Origin of the sequence: Aquamicrobium lusatiense (genome assembly GCF_014201615.1) — a bacterium.
Classification (GTDB): domain Bacteria; phylum Pseudomonadota; class Alphaproteobacteria; order Rhizobiales; family Rhizobiaceae; genus Mesorhizobium; species Mesorhizobium lusatiense.
On sequence record NZ_JACHEU010000001.1, the window covers coordinates 1,276,002 to 1,293,718 of the forward strand.

The following is a 17,717-nucleotide window of genomic DNA, read 5'->3' on the forward strand; positions in this document are numbered from 1 at the left end:
GAGTACTCCTTTTTCTGAGGTCAGATGACGTTAGGAGGCGTCAAGAGTATTTTCGAAGACGAAATATCGCCAGTTGAGGGGCCTGTCCTCGTATGGGGTTGGGTCGCTGCCCTGTCTCATCAGGACGAACAGCTCGAATCTGTCCCTGTACGTACGTATCTCGGACCACGGCATGACTCTGTCTACTCCGGACACACCTGCTCTGATGTTCCGAACGAAGGGAGACTGCTGAGTGGTGCCGTCGCTGTTTAACCCGGCGACCATCACAATCGGAGGCCTGACGAACGGTGTCGGGAATGTCACCACACCTTGGTACCCATATACAGACAGGAGGCCTGAAAATGGCCCCACAGTCACGGTACCGGAGAGAGCGAGCCGCATTGCCACGAATGACGGCGAGAAAGCCATCTTCTCAAGCGGCGCCGTGTCCACATCATATCCCGGCAGCGCGATCTCGGGTCCGGCAGATGACAATCTCATTCTAGGCATCTGCATTCCTCATGAGAACGACATAGGCACCATTCGGCGAGCGCTGGCTGTCAAGGCCCTTGATGAAGCGAACATCGAGCCGCGTCGAACTCATCACCTCATGATAGACTGTCCAGTTCGTAGCCCACCCGCCTGTCTCGTCGCGCGGCCTTGGCCATGCGATCGATTCGTCGGAGTCGACAGGCCACAGCAGCACGATCGGGCTAGGCGTGACATTGGGGATGGTGACGCTGACCGTCTGGTCGAGCAGGCTGGTGGATGTGTTTCCGGCAAAGGGGCAGGCTACGAACCTGAAGAAGTACGGCTGCGTGAACAGGAACTGCTCGCGCATCAGCAGTTCGTGCGGCTGGGCGGTGTCCACATCCACGCCCGGAGGGCTGAAGCGGATCTTGCTGCTGGAAATTATGCCCCGCTTCGCCATCACGCTGCCCTCAGATTAAAGGCGTACCAGTAGATGTGCGTAGTTCCGGGCTGCGATCCCCGGTACTTCAGATCGATCCCGTTCTTCTTCACTCGGATCATGTTATTAGTCAGCGACACTATGGCCTGTCCCGCGGTCGGATGGAGCGGCAAGAAGTTCTGGGTACGGGCTTCGGAGGCAGGGTAGGCAGCCTGCCGAGACACGAAGTAGCACAGCGGCACGAAGCTCAGTGCAGACCACGTGGCAATCGGCACCCACTGATCGGTCGGGGATTCGCCATTCCACGAGTACACACCGCTCAGCAGTATGGACAGCGTGCCGATGTTGTCGCTGTCGAAGATGACCTTGTTTGGCGGAACGTTTTCGTCATCGGCATCGTAGCCGGGCATCACGAAGCGCATACGCAGGCTGCCGTTGATCCTTTTCATGTAGCCGCGCAACGTCATCAGTCCCACCACTCCATCGTGCCCTCGGAAACCGTGTATCGATGCTTGCCGTTCGGTGACTCGACGGTCCCTGCTCTGACCAGCCCAATGTCCGCGACGCTCAACCGCCACGCGCCATCGGCATAAATGAGAAAGTTGGGTGAGACCTCTCCGGAGGATGTGTCGATGAATGCAAACTCCTGCGCGTCCCACATCCATTTCGTTTTCTTTGCCGGATCATTCGGAACGTCGCCGAACATGGTGATCGCGCGTTGTGCACCCGCAGAAGTCAGGAGCCGCAGTCCGTAGCGCGTGTAACCGTTTGGCCCTGTCAGCACTTCCCACTTGGCACGTATGGAATTCTCGTCACCACCGGCCGCTGCGAACAACTCGTCTGTGCGGGATGCCTGCGCCGAAACCACACCGCCGAGTTCTGAAACCGCCGTGTTCGTCGCCAGCATCGCCGTCGCCACTGCCTGGGGAGCTGTGTAGCCGGCGAGTGCATCAAGTGCCGTGCCTGATTTTCCGAGCGCCTCCTCGATCTGCGGCGTCAGAGCAGATGACAGTGTGGTGGTGGCCTCGGCCGCCGCGTTTGTGGCTGCCTCCTGTGTCTCCGTTTTGCTGTAGCTGTCGAGCTTCGTACGGTAGTTGACCAGCACCGAAGCGTCGGCCTTTCCGGTTTCCAGATCCCCGATCGTGCCCCGCATCTGCAGGATGCTCTGGCCGATGTTCTCAATTCCGCTCTCGGTGGCGGTGACGCGGCCGTCGAGCGCCTGCACCGCATCAAGGTCAGCTAACCCACCCATGTCGAGCCGGATACGGTCGAGTATCTGACCATGAAGCGTTACCTGATCGTCGGTCGCATCAATGCGGCTGGTGGTCTGCTGATGGACATCGGCAACGATATTGCCAAGCTCCCGTCGGTCATTCTGGCCCGCCAGCCAGACACCGGCCTGCCCAAGAGCAAGCTTCTCCACGGTCAGGTGCATCGAGCGGATGGCTTCCGCGATCAACGACAGACCCTCGCCACCACCCATCTGATTGATCTGAGCCTGCAAGCCATCGGTGATGCCGATGTCGGCCTTGCCTGTCTCCAGATCGTCCACAGACAAGACCAGATCATCAATACTCTGGCCCATCACTGTCACCACGCCGTCGAGGCTGGATATCTGCCCCTGCATGGTGGACTGGACCTGCGCCAGAGCATCGAGGCCGGTCGATGGATCATCGATCTGCGCCGCGACGCCCTGTATGAGCAGCGTATTGGCCTCGTCGCCCGTCACTCGGGCAACGCTCTCGTCGTAAATCAGCCCCTGCGACAGGCTGGGGATCGTCGCCCCTGTCGGATCGGCAAGCCCGGTCAGCGCGACAGACAGCGCCTCACGGCTCGATGCCTCCGCAAGTATCTGGCTGGCCAGCGCTTGCTGCATCGCTGATGCCTGCGCCTGACTGAAGCCTGCTGCCGGCTCACCGATGTAGAAGTTCTTTATCTGGGCTCCCTGCCCAGAAGATTGGGCCGAAGTCAGATCAAGCCGAACCTGCTCAATTGTTCCGACCCACCCGACATTGACGGTGATGGCTGCAACGCCATCGACGAATGCAGGCTCAGCGATGTCAACACGTCGGGAGGCATCCCATGTGGCATCACCAGTAGCTTTCCACCACAGGCGTCCAGCCCATGTCGGACTTCCGATTTTGCGGATGTATAGACGGACCTGCTGATAACGAGACCCCTGCACGCCAAGGCCTGCTGGGCTGACGAGATAGGGTTCACTTCCATGATTGGCCGGCGTAAGCCAGCCGTTGTCGATGGAGGGCGCTCCATTACCAGACCATCCCAGTACACTATCAGCGAAGGCCCATCCGATGATCTGGTTGAACAGCGATGCATTGCCAACATTTACCGACAGAAGCCCCACCTGCTCGGCTAGCGCTTCAGTTTCGCTGATCCAGCCTTGCTGGCTCTGATAGAGCAACCCCTGTGTGACCTGTTTGATGTCGTTGCCGGTGTAATTGCCGACAAGCTGAATGCGCAGCGCCTGCCTTGCCGTCGCTTCGTCGGCTACGGCATCGAGCGCCACGGACTGCACGGTCTGGATCGCACCGGACAGGGCGACATAATTCGCGTCGGCCTGCCCCTCGATCGTCGTCAGTCGCTCTGCCAGAGCTGATCCAGGCCCCACCGCAAGCTGGATCTGATCGAGCGCAAATGCACGTCCGGTCTCGTCAACTGATACCAACTCCTCGCGCACGAGGATGAGGTCGCGCTTTTGCGCCAGCATGGTGTCGCTGAGCGCAAAAGCTGTGCGGTTGACCGTCTCGTACAGAGATCGCCAGCGGTCAGCCAGACCGCCAACATCCACCATTCGCTCTGATCTCTCGGCAACGATGGCGTCTGTGTTGGCGGAAACCTCCTGCCCAAGTTCGTAGATTGGGCTGTCGGAATCCAGCCAGTCGAGCATTTCGGTGACGTGCTGGTCGACTTCAGCCGCGATATCGTCAAACTCGATGCCGACATCGTCATATGGAACCTCAACAGGCACGACGAGCGGTGCAGATGGCAGCGTATAGCCACCGTCTGACATCAGCCCCCTGACGGTAAAGCTCCAGAGTCCCGACTGGATGTTTTCGAACTCAGCAACCTGCTGATCACCTGCCACAACTTTGCGGACGATACCCGGGTCGCTCGTTCCGATGACCTCGAAGGAGGTATAGTCCGGCCCCAGAACCGGCTGCCAATAGAGACGCACGACATATGTGCGGCCAACCTCTCCGGCCTGCACAAAGCTTTCTGCCCGCAACCCGAAGGGTGTGAGACTGGACACCGGTGCCGGCGGCGTCACGGATCCGGACGGAATGTCGGTAGAGCTGTCGCCGGTCTGGACGTTCGGCCCATCATCCACGAGATCCACCTCGGCCGACAGATCGCTACCGGGCCGGATGCGCAGAATGCGATAGATGCCGGTTTCCTGATCGCGAATGCCGAAGGTGTACAGATCTCCGGCTTCAGGCGGCGTGCCGGTTATGGTGATGACAGTCCGGGTGCCCGGATTGGTCGTCACCTGCCTTACGATCGATGTGCCGTCCCTGCGGCGAATGCGAATGCCGTAGAGCTTGCCGGACTCCATGATGGCCGGCTCATCAAGCGTCAGCTGCTGGCCGGCCACGGCCTGAATGCGACCTGATGCAATTCCCTGTCGCACCACATCGTAGGCCATTGCCACGCGATCGCCGCGCTGCGCAACCAGATGCTCGAAATCGACACTGAAGCTGTAAACAGCCGGGCGCTCTTTTGCGTCGGCATGGCGGTAGAGCCCGTGTTTGTAGACGAGTTCACCCGACGTGACGCCCGGAAACTCTGCCTGCTCATAGAGCTTGGCGTTATCCTTGTTGTAGCCATCGGCAAAGCACAGGAGTTCGTCCTCGATATAATCCTTGTCGGCATTGACGAACTTGCACCGCAAGCCCTGAGGCAAGGTCCTGTAGGTCTGGCTCCAGCGGAAATCGCGACTGTTGCGCGGCGTAAAATGCTGGACCACAGGAGCGGATGCGTCCTCCCATGTGACCGACCATTTCCCGTCGCGGAAGGTTGGGACGCCTCGGCCTGCCGCCGCGATGTCGCGCAGCGTATCTCGCACCGATGCAGTAAAGTCGCGATACATGTCGAAGGTGTAGCCCTTCGCCCTGCAATGATCAGCAAAGGCTGCGAGCCCGGAAAGGTCGAGGCGGCTGTCGGAAACCGCACGCGCGTTGGCCGGTCCCTGAAGCACCAGCCGCATCAGGTCGCCCGGATTGCGCGTCTCCTGCGCCTCAACCCAAGATGTCCCGTTCCAGCTTTTGCCGACAGACGTCACCAGCGCATTCAGCGTATCGACCATGCCGTTGAGTTGCTTCGAGGCCTTGATGCGCAACGCCGTGATGGCGAGGGGCTTGCCAAAGGAGATCGGCGGATCCCCAACCCGGAAGCTTTTGATCGCAGTCCATGTGACTTCGGAAAAATCGGTCGTCGTGTTCTCATCGCCCGTCAGGCGGGTGATCCTGATGTCGTATCGGCCTTTTGACACGACATAGCGGAACGAGCGGCGAACCGGATCGTTCGTAGCGCCCTGAAGCTGCACATTGCCTTTGTTGACCCAGGCATTCGCGCCGGCCGGGCTCATCTCGACCTTGAAGTCGACAACTTTGCTCTGCCGCTTGCCCTTCTTGCTGACATGACACAAACCGGCCGGCGCCACGAAATCCAGCACGATCTCGTCGACATTTTCGGCCGATGTGCGCGTTACCGGCACATTGTACGCGGGATCGATCGACAGATCGTCCTGCACCACCTCGGAGGGATAGATGGTCTGCTGCGGATCGTTGCCATATCCTTCGAACGTCTCGATCTCGACGCCTTCAAACTCGGCAATGGAGGTATCCCCGATGCGGATATCCTCGATGTTCATAGGGCCATAGCCCCAGACAAACAGCAGCCGCAGATACTGATCGTCGCCCTCAAATTCAGTGTAGGGCAGCGCGGCATATTTCGGCAGCGCGCGGACTTTGCCCAGCACAACCGGGATCGGTCCCCATTTCGATGCGCCGTTCCTTCCGGCCGAAATCGAATAGGATGGATTGTTGCTTTCCGAGCGGGTCTGCGTCGGCGGAAACAGCGCGTTGAGCGCAAACCCACCGGCCATCATGATCGCGCCGGCAGCGAGCGAAGCAACCACCTGCCCCGCAGTGCCACCGATGGCTGCGGCAATACCCAAGCCGGCCGGCCCGACGATGAAGGACGCCGCCACCGACAATGCGATCATGAGCACAGATTTCAGGATGCCGCCGATGGCCTTTCCAGCACGCGCACGTACCGTGACATGGGCGCCGGATTTTACGCGCACCCTCGACCACAACACCTGATCGATCGCATGGCCCGAGACAGAGACATCGGCGCCACGTGCAAGCCGGGAGACATGGCAGCGTTGCGCAACCTCATCGACGATTTCTGCCAGCGACAATCCGGCCGGCAGGATCAGGATCTCGGCATGCGGCTTCAGGGGATGCACGGCGGCCGTGACGGTGATCACATCAGCCGGGCCAAGGATCTCGCCAGCGACAGGCGCGCGGACAAGTGCATTCATGGCGCTGCGCTCCTGTGACGATAAATGCCCTCGACCCGGCGCGACCAGCGGCCGGTGTCATATGGCTCGATGCAACTGGATTGGTTTTCGGGCATGTGGAGCATCAGGCCCCTGCGGACGACAATGCCGACATGCCACGGCGCCTGACGGATCAGGATCGCATCGAGTGGACGCTCACGCCCCGCAGCGACAGGCATCCAGTCTGCGAGCCCCGCCTCGATCAATCCGGCAACGGCAGGCCGATCTGACGTGTCGGCGTAGCCATTCGAATGGTCAGGCAGGCCAATGCCCAGCTCCCCGGCATAGACAAGGCGCAGGAGCCCCCAGCAGTCGCAGCCATTGCGCATGCGCCCGCGATCCCGCCAAGGCAGGCCGACATAGTGATTGAGATCGATCATGTCAGGTGGAAGCCCAGAGACCGCCGAAGGATGAGGGTGTGAAATTGTCAGCCGGAAACGGCTCCGATGCCATTGTGTCGACAGTCAGCGACAGCACCACTGAGCCGGCATCCACATCAGCGGATGCCAGCTCGAAATCCGGAAACTCGATCTCGACTTCATCCGGTGCGCTGGCGAGCACGATCTCGATCGTCACCGATGCCGGCGTCACCGTCGATTTGAGCAGCGGCGTGATCTCCCGCGTTACGTTGTCGAGCGTGATCTGGATGACGTTCGATGCATCCTCCCCATCCTCGGGCAGGCTCACATCCATCGGAAAGAAATAGTAGTTCTGTCCCCGGCTGATCGTGCCGCGCAACTGCTCTTCAGCGTCCAGCAGATCGGCGTTGTCTGAAGACAGGCGCCATACGCTGCCCAGATCAGGGTGGCTGATCGTAAGCAGCAGCACCGGCAGTTCGTCCGTCTGCTGATCGAACATCGCATGGCGGAAGGTGTCAGATACGGTTCTCATGGCAGGATCACCAGATCAAAGCTTACAACCCAGTCGATGCCGCGCGGCACCCATCGGGGCATGTCGCGGCCGAACTGGACAATCCATGTTCCCGGCTCGTCCTGCGCCGGGAACGTGAAGGGTTTGACGCCACCAGCGGTGTCCGTCGTCACAAAAGTCTTGAAGATCGCCAGTTGACCAGCGTTCATGTGCATGGAGAAGGTCAGCGGCCGGGGAGCAGCAGAAAACCTTCGTCGCATCTTGGCAATGCCGGAATCCGTCTCGGTGCGGGCACGGCCGTCGCCAAAGCCCGACTGATACCCATCGCGCAGCGCTCGCTGCGGAAGTGTTGCCGGCCACGCGATCATCGACGCACCACCTGATTTGAAAGGCCATAAGCGCCACGCAGTTGGCGATTGGTTGCAGCAGATGGCCGCCCCACCTCATCCTGTGTCGTGCGGCGGATAAGAATGTCGAGTTGACGCGTTCCGTCCGCCCCAACGGTTTCCCGCTGCTCGACCTCAGGCGCTCCGGCCTCTCGCTGATCGATGACGTTGACCACCATGCCACGGTCGGAGCCTATCCGGCTTGGCGTCGGAACAGGGCCACCCGCAAAGCCGCCGCTTGCCAATCCGCGCCCGCGCCGGCCCGCCTCATGGAGCGATGACAGATAGTCGACACCCAGATTGGCGGTGGCCTCCTTGGAGAAATAGAACTCGCCGCGGTGCGCGAGACCAGCTACCTGATACTTGTCGCCGTCGCCGGTATAGCCGCCCCTGTCGTAAAGCCCCCACGAACCGGAAAGGATGTTTCCGGTGGCTGCGGGGGATATCGACAGCATATGGTTCATGGCGCCGCTTATGCCGCCAAACATCGACGACAAGCCCTGAAACCATAATGATCCGCCGCCGGTGGGTGACTGAAGGAAAGAGCCAAGCCCTTTCCACAGATCGCCCATCCCCTTGCCAATGTCGCCCAGACCGGCCTGCAAGCCCTTGCTGAAGTCTGTCGCGCCGCCGGTGGCAGCACCCAGCGCGCGATTGAACTTGTCGACATAAGCGGCACCCGAGGTGCCGAGCACGTCGACCGCATTCTTCCCGCTCGCCAGCGGACGCCCGGTGAACCATGTCGAGGCCGCATCCTGCGGGTTTCCGTATTTGGAGATGTAGCTGCCGAACTTGTTCTCGAAGATCGCATCCTGAATGCTGGGCGAGGCCATGAATTCCGCGCGCGAAACCCTTCGGCCCAGCGCCTCCATCGACCATGACGGCAGGTTCGACTGCATCATGCCGTAAGCGCCGAGCGCCTGATTGCCGTTGCTCAGCAGCGGCCCGAGGGCGGAATAACCTCCATTGCCAGCGCTTTCGATTGATCGGATCGCAGCCGCATATGACGACATGGTCGATGTAGGCTGATACTCCCCACCCATCTTTCCAGACGAGAAAAGGCGATCCAGAATATCGGCGCCGGCGTTCATGTCAATCGAGCCGGTCAGCATGACAGACCCGGCATTTACGGTCATCGCGCCGACACTCTGAAAACCTGATGCAGGGTTCGCCGTTTGCCCCAGCAACGTCCCCAGAAATCCGCCGGCGCCGCCGATATCATCCAGAGTCGGCAGGCCCGCACCGTAAATTGCGTTTTTCAGCGGATTGGCGACGGACAGCTGCAGTATCTGTCGGGTGATGTCGCTGGCGATGCCCTCGAAAGTCTCACCGATATCGTCAAAGCCCCGGCTGGCGCTGCTCACCAGTTGGTCGATCGCGTCCATGCCGGTGTCACGAATTTCGTTCCAGATACCCACACGCTGCTTGAGGATCGCATTGATACGGATCTCGCGTGCAGCCTCGCCATCCAGATCAACGGCCTGACCTATGCCGCGCAACTGGCTGGCAACCTGCTGATCAAGCGGAGTGCGCGCCAACTGATCCCGCTCGAACTGAAGGTCGCTGCCGAGCTTTGCCAGCGCCAGCGCATCTGCATAGCGGGCCATCTCAGCAGCTGCGGCGCGAATAAGGGCCACCTCTTTCTGATCGATCGGAGCGCCAGTGCGCGCAGCCTGCTCGCGCAATTCCTGCATGCGCTCGAACTCAAACCGCAGCTTGGCCTGCTCGCCACCGGTTTTGCCGATCAGGTCGAGTTCAAGACGCTGCTGCTGAAGCGAGCGCTCGATTGACTGGGCACGCTGGATGGCGGCATCACGAGCCTCGACTTCCTGTCGGGTTCGCTCTTCGGCAAGGGCGCGATCTACGCGCGCCTGCAAGCCGCCGCCGGTGTCGCCATCTTCACGCGCCCGGGAACGCACTTGCGCCTCTATGGCGGCGAGGCGCTCGGCATTGCTCCGCGCACGCGCCATTTGTTGCTCGGCTGCGAACTGGTCGTTAAGAGTGCCAAGATCAGCAGCGCGTCGATTGACATAGGCGCCCAGCGCGCGGCGGTCGGCAAGGCCCGGGCGGGTTTCTTCCCGATCGATGCGCCGCAGTATTTCTTCCAGCGCCTTTGCCTTGTCAGCGAGAGAGACAATTTCCTTACCGGCGAGAATCGCCTCGTCTGCCAGCTTGCGCAGGCCTTTCTGCTGTCCAAGACGTTCGATTTCGGTGTTGAAAGCCGACAGGTTTGGCTTTCCATCCGCCGCCTCCACCCTCAGCCGGTTGATCGCGTCCGCGAACGGAGCAAATTTCCCGCTCACCTCAAAAGCATTGGCGCCAAGCAATTGAACGGCGTCCGCCGTCGCACGCAACCGAGCTGGATTGTCGGTTTTGCCCAGCGCCCTCTCAAAAAGCCGCTCAACCTCTTCGTTGAAGGCAGCAAGATCGGTTTTCCCGCTCTTCGCGCTCTCGATGAGAGCAGCCATGGGTGCTGCGAACTGCTTCTGATCACCCGACAGATTGCGCAGCGCCTCGATGCCGCCACCATTGCCAAAAAAACCCTTAACCCAACCGGTTCCACCCAGAGTATCGAGAAAGGGACCGCTTCTTTCGCGGATCTGAGCCTGAATCAACGTCTGAGCATCCCGGCTCGTCGCGCCGGTGAAGGCCATGCCCCCGGCATTGCCTGCCGTTTTCGCAGCCTCTCCAAGCTCGCCATACTGGTCTTTAAGCAACCGCAGGGATTCAGAGTGAGCCTTCAGGGCATCATCAAGCGACTTCGCTCCATCCTTGCCTTTCATTGCCCACTGAATGGTCGCAGCGGTTGCCGCCGTAAAGCCGACCGTCAGCAAGGTTGTCATGCTGAATACGGATGCCAGACCAGCACCCAGCGCCGTCAGACCGCCGCCCTGCTGAATGGCGGTTGCAAGCTGCGGACCCTGCTGGAGGGCCAGCGTGCGCGGATCCTGACCGATCAGCGACATCATGGCGATGTCCTGCAACTGCTGACCAGCGTTGAACCCCGCAGCGCGCTTTGCCTCGGCCGATATCGTGTTGGAGTTCGCAGCCTGCACTCGACGGCTGGCAGCCTCGGCGGCGACGAGATCATTTGCCTGACGGGCAATCTGAATGTTCGCGCGCTCGACAGCAGCCGCGAGCGACATCTGCCCCTTGGCTGCGAGATCGGATGCATTGGCGGTCAGGCCGAGACGCTGATTCATGCCGACAAGGATGCGCTCAGCACCTTCGGCACTGATCTTGCCACTTTCCAGCCCGCGATTGAGTTGCCTCAAGCCCTGCTCGAAACGCTGCTGTGATGCATATCCCTCGACATACTGACGCGAGAGCCGCGCCAGCACATCTCCACTGGTGCTGATCTTTGCAGATGTGTCGACGACAGCCGCACCCGCTTCGCGCGACGAAGCTGCCATGGCCTTATCGGCGGCAACCTTGTCCTGTGCACCAGCGGTATATTTTGAGGCATCGACGGCAGGCTGCACAATCAGCGATGAAATCTGTGTGACCAATGGATTTCTCCGGCTTATTCGTCGGTCTTTTGAGACTGGGAGCGCGCCACATGCTCCAGCCACTCATCATCCAGCGCCGTCACGAACGCGAGGAACCGCTCGAACGCCTCGCCCTCGATGCCGTAGCGCCGGGCATATCCGTCCAGCGCCATGAAGCTGATCGGCGTTTCCCCGCCGAATGCGCCATATTGGCGATCGAAACGCAGCACCTGCCACGCCCGCAGGTAAAAGGCGTGCCATGCTTCCGGCTCGGCACCGGCAGGCGGCTTTTCAACCGCCCGCTCCAGCCACTTCTCGCCCGGATAGGCCCTGATGAGTTCTTCGATCCACTCTTCGTGCTCTGGCGCCTTCCTGCTTATTTGCCAGCGGAAGGCGCTTCGGAGTTTTTTGTGGCATCCGACACGAACTCGACCTGACGTTTGCCGACACGGCCGGCGCACCAGTAGATCATCGTGCGCAGCACGCGGTGCTCTTCGGCGGCAAGGATCGTCTTCACGGCCTGGGCCGAATACTCGATATCGAAGCCCTTCCAGCCCAGCAGCAGGTGCTCGACGGCAAGCTGACCCTCAATGCGGGCTGCGACCTCAGGCGGCACCTTGTCGTCGGGATAGTCCTTTTTCATGTCTTCGAGCGCCGTCTGGCGCGCGGTGACATAGGGCGGATAGTTGGTCGACCGAACGTGGAATGACACGCCGGGCAGCGGCATCATGTCCAGCGGCTTATCCGGATTGAGGCCGGGCCATTCCTTCGGCTCGATCCACTCGCCTTCGCGTTCTTTGGTCAGGTCAGCCGCAAGGCTGCCGAGCTTGATCGTCATGGGGATTTCCTTTGTCGGGATTGGTGGCCGGAGCGCCCCGACAAGCGCCCCGGCCGATCTGCGCAGATATCAGTCCTGCGACTGATCAGATGCCGTGTCGGCGGCAAGCAAGGCGGCGGGCGCATCGTCAGTGATCCCAACAATTCCGGCTTTCTCCGCCTTGCCCTCATCGCGCATGCGTCGGGCAAATTCTGCCGGAACCGGCGATGACAGGATGCCGGCCCGGAAGGCGACGGCGTTTTCGTTGCCGATGCCCCACGGATCGCCCCGGAAATCGGTCAGCGGCAGGATGGATTCGGGACCGGCATCTTCCGGCCGGGCGGATTTGCTGCGCTTTGCCATGATCAGCCATCCGTTTTTGTGATGGACATGGAAGCCGCGCTGGTCGGATCGAAGAATGCCTGGAACGGCACTTCCAGAACGACAGGCTGACCATTGCCCGGAGCGGCCGGGCCGCCATCGTTGAATTTCACCTTCGGAATGGCGAAGGCATATTTGTTGCCCACCGGATCGACCATGTCGAAACCGATGGTCACATCTTCGTGGTTCAGGATCGCGGTGTAGGCCGACAGATCCTCGAACAGCACGGTCATGTTGCCAGTCGCTTCGAACCGGCCGAGACCGTGGCCATAGGCATCATACTGGCCGACGACATCGACCTGATAGATGTTGTTGTTGATGCGCAGCGACAGCGCCTGCACCTTGGGCGACGAGACCATGGCTGCCGACTGGATCGACAGGTTCGCCACATTGAGGCCGGCGTTGAAGTCTTCGGTGGTGGTCGCGGCCGCATAAGTGGCGCCGGCAATGATCGCCGTGGTCGGCGTCGGACTGCCGATGCCCATGATGCCCCACGTCGCCTGCACAGGCTGGCGCGAGCGCAGGTTGAGGTCGAGCGTGTTCCAGCGGCAACCGCGATAGCGGACATAGCTGTCGGTCGCACCCTGCTCGTATGTCATTTCGAGGGTGCCGGCCTTGTGGGTGACGCCGTTTTTCAGCACACCGCCCGTGAACTCGGAGCACAGCACACGCTCAAGCCACCTGTCATAGGTGCCGTACGAAAACCGGGTTTCGATCGATCCGCTCACATTGCGGCCGACATCGGTGATGCCGGGCACGTTGCGATCAGCGCGGACCTCATCGGAGATATCCACCTGCTTGGACAGGCGCACGCTGGCCGTGCGATAGCGCATGATCTGGAATGCAGGCGTTGCGGGGATCGTGCCGATTGTGGCTTCCGACACATCGGCAAGCCGTACCTGTGAACCATCAGCAAAGCTCATGGCGCTTCTCCTTCAGTTTGTGGAATGGACGGCAGTGCCGCGTTCAGGCCGAGGTGATGTCGCGCCGCGTCCACGCGATGGTGGCCGTGATCGCGAAGTAATTGGGAAAATCCCGACCCGGATCACCGGCGCCGATGGACATTTCCGGCATGAAGATGTTGTTCACCGGCTTTTCGCGGAAGAGATTGAGCAGCGTGTTTGCATGGGCGCGAGCATCCGCCGATCCGGTGCCGCTCGGCACCATCACATGCAGATAAACCGCCCCTGTTTCTTCCCAGACGTTCGCACCGGGAGCGCCCATGGTGTCCTGATTGTAGCTGTCGCCGTAGATCTCGACATAGACCCATGCCGGCGTGTTTTCGTCGAGCAGGTTCTGGACGAAATCATTTTCGTATCGCACAGGCAGCGCACCAGTGCCGGCGGCATATGTGTCGAGAACGCCCTTGAAGGCGGCAAATGCAGAAGGACTGGACATCAGGTGGCGCTGTTGATGACGATTGCGGGATAGGTGAGCGGCTGGCCGGTTGCGGTATCCTTGCGGCTGGCAAGCGTTGCACGACCAGCACGGAATGTGCTGGAGCGGTCGTTCTGGGCTGCGGCACGGATCCTGACATTGCCCTTCAGGATGTACGGGATTTCCGGATGGACGCCCGATCCGATGTTGAGAAACCGGGTTTCGGCGCGGAATACGCCGTTGAAGCGCGCATTCAGCATTCGCTTCGTGCCATCAAACACATAGCGCTTCGGCTTTTTCAGAAGACCGGTTTCCGCCTTGCGGGTATAGGGCTGGAAGTTGGCGATGATGACCTCGGCACCGGCAGCAATAGCCCGGTAATCGGTCACAATGCGTCCCGAGCTGATAACGATGAAGGATGACGCGAAGCGGCCGGACCTGCGCGGTGAGCGCTTCTGCAGTTCGTCGAGCGCAAAACGGATGACCAGTGGCCAGTTCGTGAATTCATAAAGAATCTGGCCCGGGGCCCGAAAGGCCACCTCCGGCGCACCATGAACGCCGTTGACGTAGCGCTCATAGACCGGCGATGCGACCCCTTCGGCAATGACCCGTCGCAGTTCCTGACGGGCAAAGGCTGCCACGGCCTGATCGATCTCCTCCGGCTCCATTCCGGCGGTCGCAACGCGCAGGTCGCGCTCGAAGAAGTCGAAGCCCGAAGCCATCAGCCGGCCACCGTCAGATTGACGCGAACCACGACACCATTGATGGCAATCGGATCCGCGAACATGATCTGCCGAACCTTGCCCTTCACGACGAGAAAGTCGTTCGGACGCGGAATACGAGGATCGACAGCGCCGGGCGCAACAACATGACCGGCGGGCCATCCTGCGGCGAGAATTTGCGTCATGGAAATCACCGCCTTCGAAAAGGCCTGCGTTGCGGTCCCGACGATCTCGTCGCCACGAAGGCCGCGCACAGAGGCCCGAACCGTCACATCTTTGTCAGTCGGCGGATTGCCATCTTTGCGGCGCAGGGTGCAGTCCTCGCCATGCTCGGCCAGCTGCCTATCGAGCGAGGCAATAGCGGCCTCCGGCGTCATGAATACACCCGCAGTGTTGAGAGCAGCCGCTCGCAGGTTCGCTCGATAACCTTCGAGGCCACCTCCGAGAGCGTGAACTCTTTGCGCCCAACGCCCTCGACCTCATCGACCTTCAGATAGAGACTTTCGACCTGCAATGATCGCAGGTGCTGGACAGACAGGATAATGGCCTGCCGGGCGCGCTCTGGCACAGCGCCGGTCTGTTGCTCACCAGCCGCCGCACCACTGGTGCCGTTGTAACCGGCCTTGTAGCGGATGCGGTGCCGATTGCTGGTCACCCATCCAGCGCCGTGAGCGACGACAATGCAATCACCTTCCTGCCGATAAGTGGATGGGTCAACGACCTGTTCCCCACCATCGCAGTCGATCGCGGTAACGTTCTCGATCTTTATGATTGGCCGGCACGGCAACGTTGTTCGACGACACCCGATCCAGTCCGTCCATTCGATGGTCTGCACCCCGAGGGCGCGGCCAAGCCATCCTGACGGACCATCGATCTCTTCCGTCACAGCGGCAATAAGTGCCGCTTCAGCGGCGTCGCCCACCGCAACGCCCGCAATATCGGCGGGCGTCACTATGGGCTGCGGCGGAACGACGACGCGCAGCATGACTTATTTGCCGTCTTTCTTCGCCGCCTCATCAGCGGCCTTCTTGTCGGCCTCGGCTTTCGCCTTGGCGGCTGCTTCTTCCTCAGCGCGATGCTGCTTCGCCGCCTCATCAGCGGCCTTTTCCGATGCTGTTTCGGCGGCAACTGCCGCATCGAGCGCTTCAGGGGGCAGGCAAGCAGCCGTGATCAGGCGGCGGGCCTGTTCGGGATTGGGAGCCGGGTCGAACAGGTCGCCCTTTGCGAGACGCTTGCCGTTGCGGATGTCGATGCATGCGGCAAGCACGGTAAGTGCTTTGCTCATGGGATTGCTCCAGATTTCGGATTGGGAGAATGCCCGGCCTTCAATCAGCCGGGCGTCAACGAAACGCAGGATCAGACAGCCGGCCAGTACCGGGAGTGCCCCTTGATGACTTCGGCCGCAATGGGCGTGCCCGTGCCATGGGTGCCGCTGAAGTCGGCGGTCAGCTTCAGGTAGCGCTTGCCGCCGACATATCCGACCTTGGTGATGTCGGCTGCGGCATGTGCCGCGACAAGGCTCTTGACGATACCGTCAGCACCGACGCCATCGACACCCTGGACATCCGCATCGGTGACGGCGGTGTAGGTGATGTCGTCATCGGAATGGGTAAGCTTGAACTCGACCTTGTTCGCACTGGTGAAGGTGATGCCGCCGACGCCCACATGGATCGCGACGACCGCGGATTCGAATCCGAGCAGATCCACGCCAACAGCGGTGTTGTCGGCATCATAGACTGCGGCGGGAATGGCGACCACGGCCGCCAGGCTGTTCACGAGGTCGCGCATGGCGATCTCCTTTCATGTGTGAGTTGAAATGAACGGGGCGAGCCGGCCGGAGCCGGCCCGTTGCGTGCAGCCGATCAGCCCGGGACGTCGAGCGCGACGAACGGCGAGACTTCGTAGCCGTTCTCTTCCTTGAACGGTGCATGCATCCACGGAGCGCCATCGACGTTCCAGAAGATCTTGATGACCGTTTTGTTGGAGGTGAACTTGACATGCTCGGAGGCGGCGACGAACGGCCCGGAGCCATCCTTGATCAGGTAGTAGCTCCAGTCGGCAAGCAGGATATCGCCCTTGCTGCCGAGGGCGGGCGCACGGTTGTTCCACCGCACCGGATAGCCAAGCAACGTTCCGGCAAAGCCGTCGCGGGCGTTGGCAATCCAGATGTAGTTTCCGTTCTCATCCTTCAGCTTGGCGATCTGCGGCAGGGCACCCTGCGGGATCGACCAGACCGGCGAGCCACCGCGCATGAGCAGGACGGCAACCATATTCACCAGATCGGTGTAGGTAACCTGATTGGCCGTCACGCGATTGACGCCCTTGAGAACGGGCGCATTGAGCGCTCCCAGCGGCTGCCCCTTGCCAGTGCCGCGCAGGAACGCATAGTCCTCAGCCGCCGAGACACCGCCGCGCATCAGATTCTCAAGGAATGATGCGGAAGCCTGCCAGTTGCGCAGCAGCTTGTCGGTGACCGTCACGAAGCCTGCGATTTCGTGCGGCACAAGCGAAATACCGCGCAGCTCAGCATCAGTTTCGGGCTTCTCGCCGCCTTCCTCGATCCATGCGAAGGTCATGCCGCCGAAGACATTGCCGGGATTATCGCCACTCTGGTCGAGTGCTGGCATGGTAATACCGGCATCAGGCGGCGATCCTGCCGGAATAACGCTGGCACGCGGTCGCACCAGCGCGTCCTGAGGTGACACGCTCATAATGGTGGAACGGAACTGGGTCGGCACCATGAAGCCGCCCTGCGTGTCATTATCCATGCGCATTTCGGAGCGCAGGCCGTTTTCATCGGTTTCGGCGCCAACACCCTCGACGAAGCTCAGGCGCTGATCGTTCTGATTGAAGCGCACCGCGCTCAGGAACTCACCGATGCTCTCAAATTCGCGAGGTGCCGGATCGCCACCGGGACGCTGGATGCCTGCGCGGCGGGAGGCAGCGGGAACGATCGCGTCAAGTGCAGCCTCTGAAGCCTCGACGTTCTCCAGCCGCTCGATGCGCTTGTCGAGATCATCCTTCGACGCCTTGGCCGCATCGAACGTTTCCTGCTCTTCCGCGGTGAGGTCACGATCCTCGCCCTCGGCCGTTTCGATGATACCGCGCATCTCGGCAACGAGCTTTGCGCGCTTCTCACGGAGTTGCTTCAGCATGGGGTTCTCCTGTTTGCTGAACGCCGGATACGACTTCGCATCGCCCGA

At 60.9% G+C, this 17,717-nt stretch carries 19 protein-coding genes; all 19 read right to left on the reverse strand.

Going from position 1 to position 17,717, the window contains the following annotated elements; genetic code table 11:
• Positions 1 to 30: 30 nt before the first annotated feature.
• The 19 genes from HNR59_RS06085 to HNR59_RS06175 all read right to left on the reverse strand — a co-directional run bounded on the left by HNR59_RS06085 (position 31) and on the right by HNR59_RS06175 (position 17,669).
• Positions 31 to 489 (reverse strand): hypothetical protein, encoded by a 459-nt coding sequence (locus tag HNR59_RS06085; RefSeq protein ID WP_183827338.1) that lies wholly within the window; start codon positions 487 to 489, stop codon positions 31 to 33.
• Entirely contained in the window at positions 482 to 910 is a 429-nt protein-coding gene (locus HNR59_RS06090) for a hypothetical protein (protein ID WP_210307214.1), read from the reverse strand. Before HNR59_RS06090 ends, HNR59_RS06085 begins: the two co-directional genes overlap by 8 nt.
• A complete protein-coding gene (locus tag HNR59_RS06095) occupies positions 910 to 1,356 on the reverse strand; it encodes a hypothetical protein (protein WP_183827344.1) in 447 nt (148 codons plus the stop codon). Before HNR59_RS06095 ends, HNR59_RS06090 begins: the two co-directional genes overlap by 1 nt.
• On the reverse strand, positions 1,356 to 6,455 hold the full coding sequence (locus tag HNR59_RS06100; protein WP_183827346.1) for a host specificity factor TipJ family phage tail protein: 5,100 nt from the start codon (positions 6,453 to 6,455) through the stop codon (positions 1,356 to 1,358). Before HNR59_RS06100 ends, HNR59_RS06095 begins: the two co-directional genes overlap by 1 nt.
• Positions 6,452 to 6,853, reverse strand: a complete 402-nt coding sequence (locus HNR59_RS06105; RefSeq protein WP_183827349.1) for an NlpC/P60 family protein — start codon at positions 6,851 to 6,853, stop codon at positions 6,452 to 6,454. Before HNR59_RS06105 ends, HNR59_RS06100 begins: the two co-directional genes overlap by 4 nt.
• 1 nt (position 6,854) lies before the next feature.
• The gene (locus HNR59_RS06110) at positions 6,855 to 7,364 is read right to left on the reverse strand and encodes a DUF1833 family protein (RefSeq protein WP_183827352.1); all 510 of its coding nucleotides are present in this window, start codon (positions 7,362 to 7,364) and stop codon (positions 6,855 to 6,857) included.
• Positions 7,361 to 7,711, reverse strand: coding sequence for a hypothetical protein (locus tag HNR59_RS06115; RefSeq protein ID WP_183827355.1), 351 nt, complete (start codon positions 7,709 to 7,711; stop codon positions 7,361 to 7,363). The genes HNR59_RS06110 and HNR59_RS06115 overlap by 4 nt, the downstream gene beginning before the upstream one ends.
• On the reverse strand, positions 7,708 to 11,238 hold the full coding sequence (locus HNR59_RS06120) for a phage tail length tape measure family protein (protein WP_183827358.1): 3,531 nt from the start codon (positions 11,236 to 11,238) through the stop codon (positions 7,708 to 7,710). Before HNR59_RS06120 ends, HNR59_RS06115 begins: the two co-directional genes overlap by 4 nt.
• A 14-nt stretch (positions 11,239 to 11,252) precedes the next feature.
• Positions 11,253 to 11,678, reverse strand: coding sequence for a phage tail assembly chaperone (locus HNR59_RS21020; protein WP_425488625.1), 426 nt, complete (start codon positions 11,676 to 11,678; stop codon positions 11,253 to 11,255).
• A complete protein-coding gene (locus tag HNR59_RS06130; protein ID WP_183827364.1) occupies positions 11,594 to 12,055 on the reverse strand; it encodes a hypothetical protein in 462 nt (153 codons plus the stop codon). The genes HNR59_RS21020 and HNR59_RS06130 overlap by 85 nt, the downstream gene beginning before the upstream one ends.
• A gap of 69 nt (positions 12,056 to 12,124) precedes the next feature.
• A complete protein-coding gene (locus HNR59_RS06135; RefSeq protein ID WP_183827367.1) occupies positions 12,125 to 12,397 on the reverse strand; it encodes a hypothetical protein in 273 nt (90 codons plus the stop codon).
• 2 nt (positions 12,398 to 12,399) lie between these two features.
• Positions 12,400 to 13,338: a phage tail tube protein gene (locus HNR59_RS06140; protein WP_183827370.1), complete on the reverse strand. Its 939-nt coding sequence runs from the start codon at positions 13,336 to 13,338 to the stop codon at positions 12,400 to 12,402.
• 43 nt (positions 13,339 to 13,381) lie between these two features.
• Positions 13,382 to 13,813, reverse strand: coding sequence for a phage tail terminator-like protein (locus HNR59_RS06145; protein ID WP_183827373.1), 432 nt, complete (start codon positions 13,811 to 13,813; stop codon positions 13,382 to 13,384).
• Positions 13,813 to 14,514: a hypothetical protein gene (locus HNR59_RS06150; protein WP_183827376.1), complete on the reverse strand. Its 702-nt coding sequence runs from the start codon at positions 14,512 to 14,514 to the stop codon at positions 13,813 to 13,815. Before HNR59_RS06150 ends, HNR59_RS06145 begins: the two co-directional genes overlap by 1 nt.
• Positions 14,514 to 14,891, reverse strand: a complete 378-nt coding sequence (locus tag HNR59_RS06155; protein ID WP_183827379.1) for a hypothetical protein — start codon at positions 14,889 to 14,891, stop codon at positions 14,514 to 14,516. The genes HNR59_RS06150 and HNR59_RS06155 overlap by 1 nt, the downstream gene beginning before the upstream one ends.
• Positions 14,888 to 15,499, reverse strand: a complete 612-nt coding sequence (locus HNR59_RS06160; RefSeq protein ID WP_183827382.1) for a hypothetical protein — start codon at positions 15,497 to 15,499, stop codon at positions 14,888 to 14,890. Before HNR59_RS06160 ends, HNR59_RS06155 begins: the two co-directional genes overlap by 4 nt.
• Before the next feature lie 3 nt (positions 15,500 to 15,502).
• Positions 15,503 to 15,799, reverse strand: a complete 297-nt coding sequence (locus tag HNR59_RS06165) for a hypothetical protein (protein ID WP_183827385.1) — start codon at positions 15,797 to 15,799, stop codon at positions 15,503 to 15,505.
• 71 nt (positions 15,800 to 15,870) lie between these two features.
• Positions 15,871 to 16,302, reverse strand: a complete 432-nt coding sequence (locus HNR59_RS06170) for a hypothetical protein (protein WP_183827388.1) — start codon at positions 16,300 to 16,302, stop codon at positions 15,871 to 15,873.
• A gap of 74 nt (positions 16,303 to 16,376) precedes the next feature.
• Positions 16,377 to 17,669 carry a phage major capsid protein gene (locus HNR59_RS06175; RefSeq protein WP_183827391.1) on the reverse strand — a complete coding sequence of 431 codons (1,293 nt, stop codon included), beginning with the start codon at positions 17,667 to 17,669 and terminating at the stop codon, positions 16,377 to 16,379.
• Positions 17,670 to 17,717: the final 48 nt, after the last annotated feature.

What these genes read in the sequence shown, in the direction of transcription:
- HNR59_RS06085 (WP_183827338.1), bottom strand. Translation starts at nt 489, where the DNA reads ATGCCTAGAATGAGATTGTCATCTGCCGGACCCGAGATCGCGCTGCCG.
- HNR59_RS06090 (WP_210307214.1), bottom strand. Translation starts at nt 910, where the DNA reads ATGGCGAAGCGGGGCATAATTTCCAGCAGCAAGATCCGCTTCAGCCCT.
- HNR59_RS06095 (WP_183827344.1), bottom strand. Translation starts at nt 1,356, where the DNA reads ATGACGTTGCGCGGCTACATGAAAAGGATCAACGGCAGCCTGCGTATG.
- HNR59_RS06100 (WP_183827346.1), bottom strand. Translation starts at nt 6,455, where the DNA reads ATGAATGCACTTGTCCGCGCGCCTGTCGCTGGCGAGATCCTTGGCCCG.
- HNR59_RS06105 (WP_183827349.1), bottom strand. Translation starts at nt 6,853, where the DNA reads ATGATCGATCTCAATCACTATGTCGGCCTGCCTTGGCGGGATCGCGGG.
- HNR59_RS06110 (WP_183827352.1), bottom strand. Translation starts at nt 7,364, where the DNA reads ATGAGAACCGTATCTGACACCTTCCGCCATGCGATGTTCGATCAGCAG.
- HNR59_RS06115 (WP_183827355.1), bottom strand. Translation starts at nt 7,711, where the DNA reads ATGATCGCGTGGCCGGCAACACTTCCGCAGCGAGCGCTGCGCGATGGG.
- HNR59_RS06130 (WP_183827364.1), bottom strand. Translation starts at nt 12,055, where the DNA reads ATGACGATCAAGCTCGGCAGCCTTGCGGCTGACCTGACCAAAGAACGC.
- HNR59_RS06135 (WP_183827367.1), bottom strand. Translation starts at nt 12,397, where the DNA reads ATGGCAAAGCGCAGCAAATCCGCCCGGCCGGAAGATGCCGGTCCCGAA.
- HNR59_RS06140 (WP_183827370.1), bottom strand. Translation starts at nt 13,338, where the DNA reads ATGAGCTTTGCTGATGGTTCACAGGTACGGCTTGCCGATGTGTCGGAA.
- HNR59_RS06145 (WP_183827373.1), bottom strand. Translation starts at nt 13,813, where the DNA reads ATGTCCAGTCCTTCTGCATTTGCCGCCTTCAAGGGCGTTCTCGACACA.
- HNR59_RS06150 (WP_183827376.1), bottom strand. Translation starts at nt 14,514, where the DNA reads ATGGCTTCGGGCTTCGACTTCTTCGAGCGCGACCTGCGCGTTGCGACC.
- HNR59_RS06155 (WP_183827379.1), bottom strand. Translation starts at nt 14,891, where the DNA reads ATGACGCCGGAGGCCGCTATTGCCTCGCTCGATAGGCAGCTGGCCGAG.
- HNR59_RS06160 (WP_183827382.1), bottom strand. Translation starts at nt 15,499, where the DNA reads ATGCTGCGCGTCGTCGTTCCGCCGCAGCCCATAGTGACGCCCGCCGAT.
- HNR59_RS06165 (WP_183827385.1), bottom strand. Translation starts at nt 15,799, where the DNA reads ATGAGCAAAGCACTTACCGTGCTTGCCGCATGCATCGACATCCGCAAC.
- HNR59_RS06170 (WP_183827388.1), bottom strand. Translation starts at nt 16,302, where the DNA reads ATGCGCGACCTCGTGAACAGCCTGGCGGCCGTGGTCGCCATTCCCGCC.
- HNR59_RS06175 (WP_183827391.1), bottom strand. Translation starts at nt 17,669, where the DNA reads ATGCTGAAGCAACTCCGTGAGAAGCGCGCAAAGCTCGTTGCCGAGATG.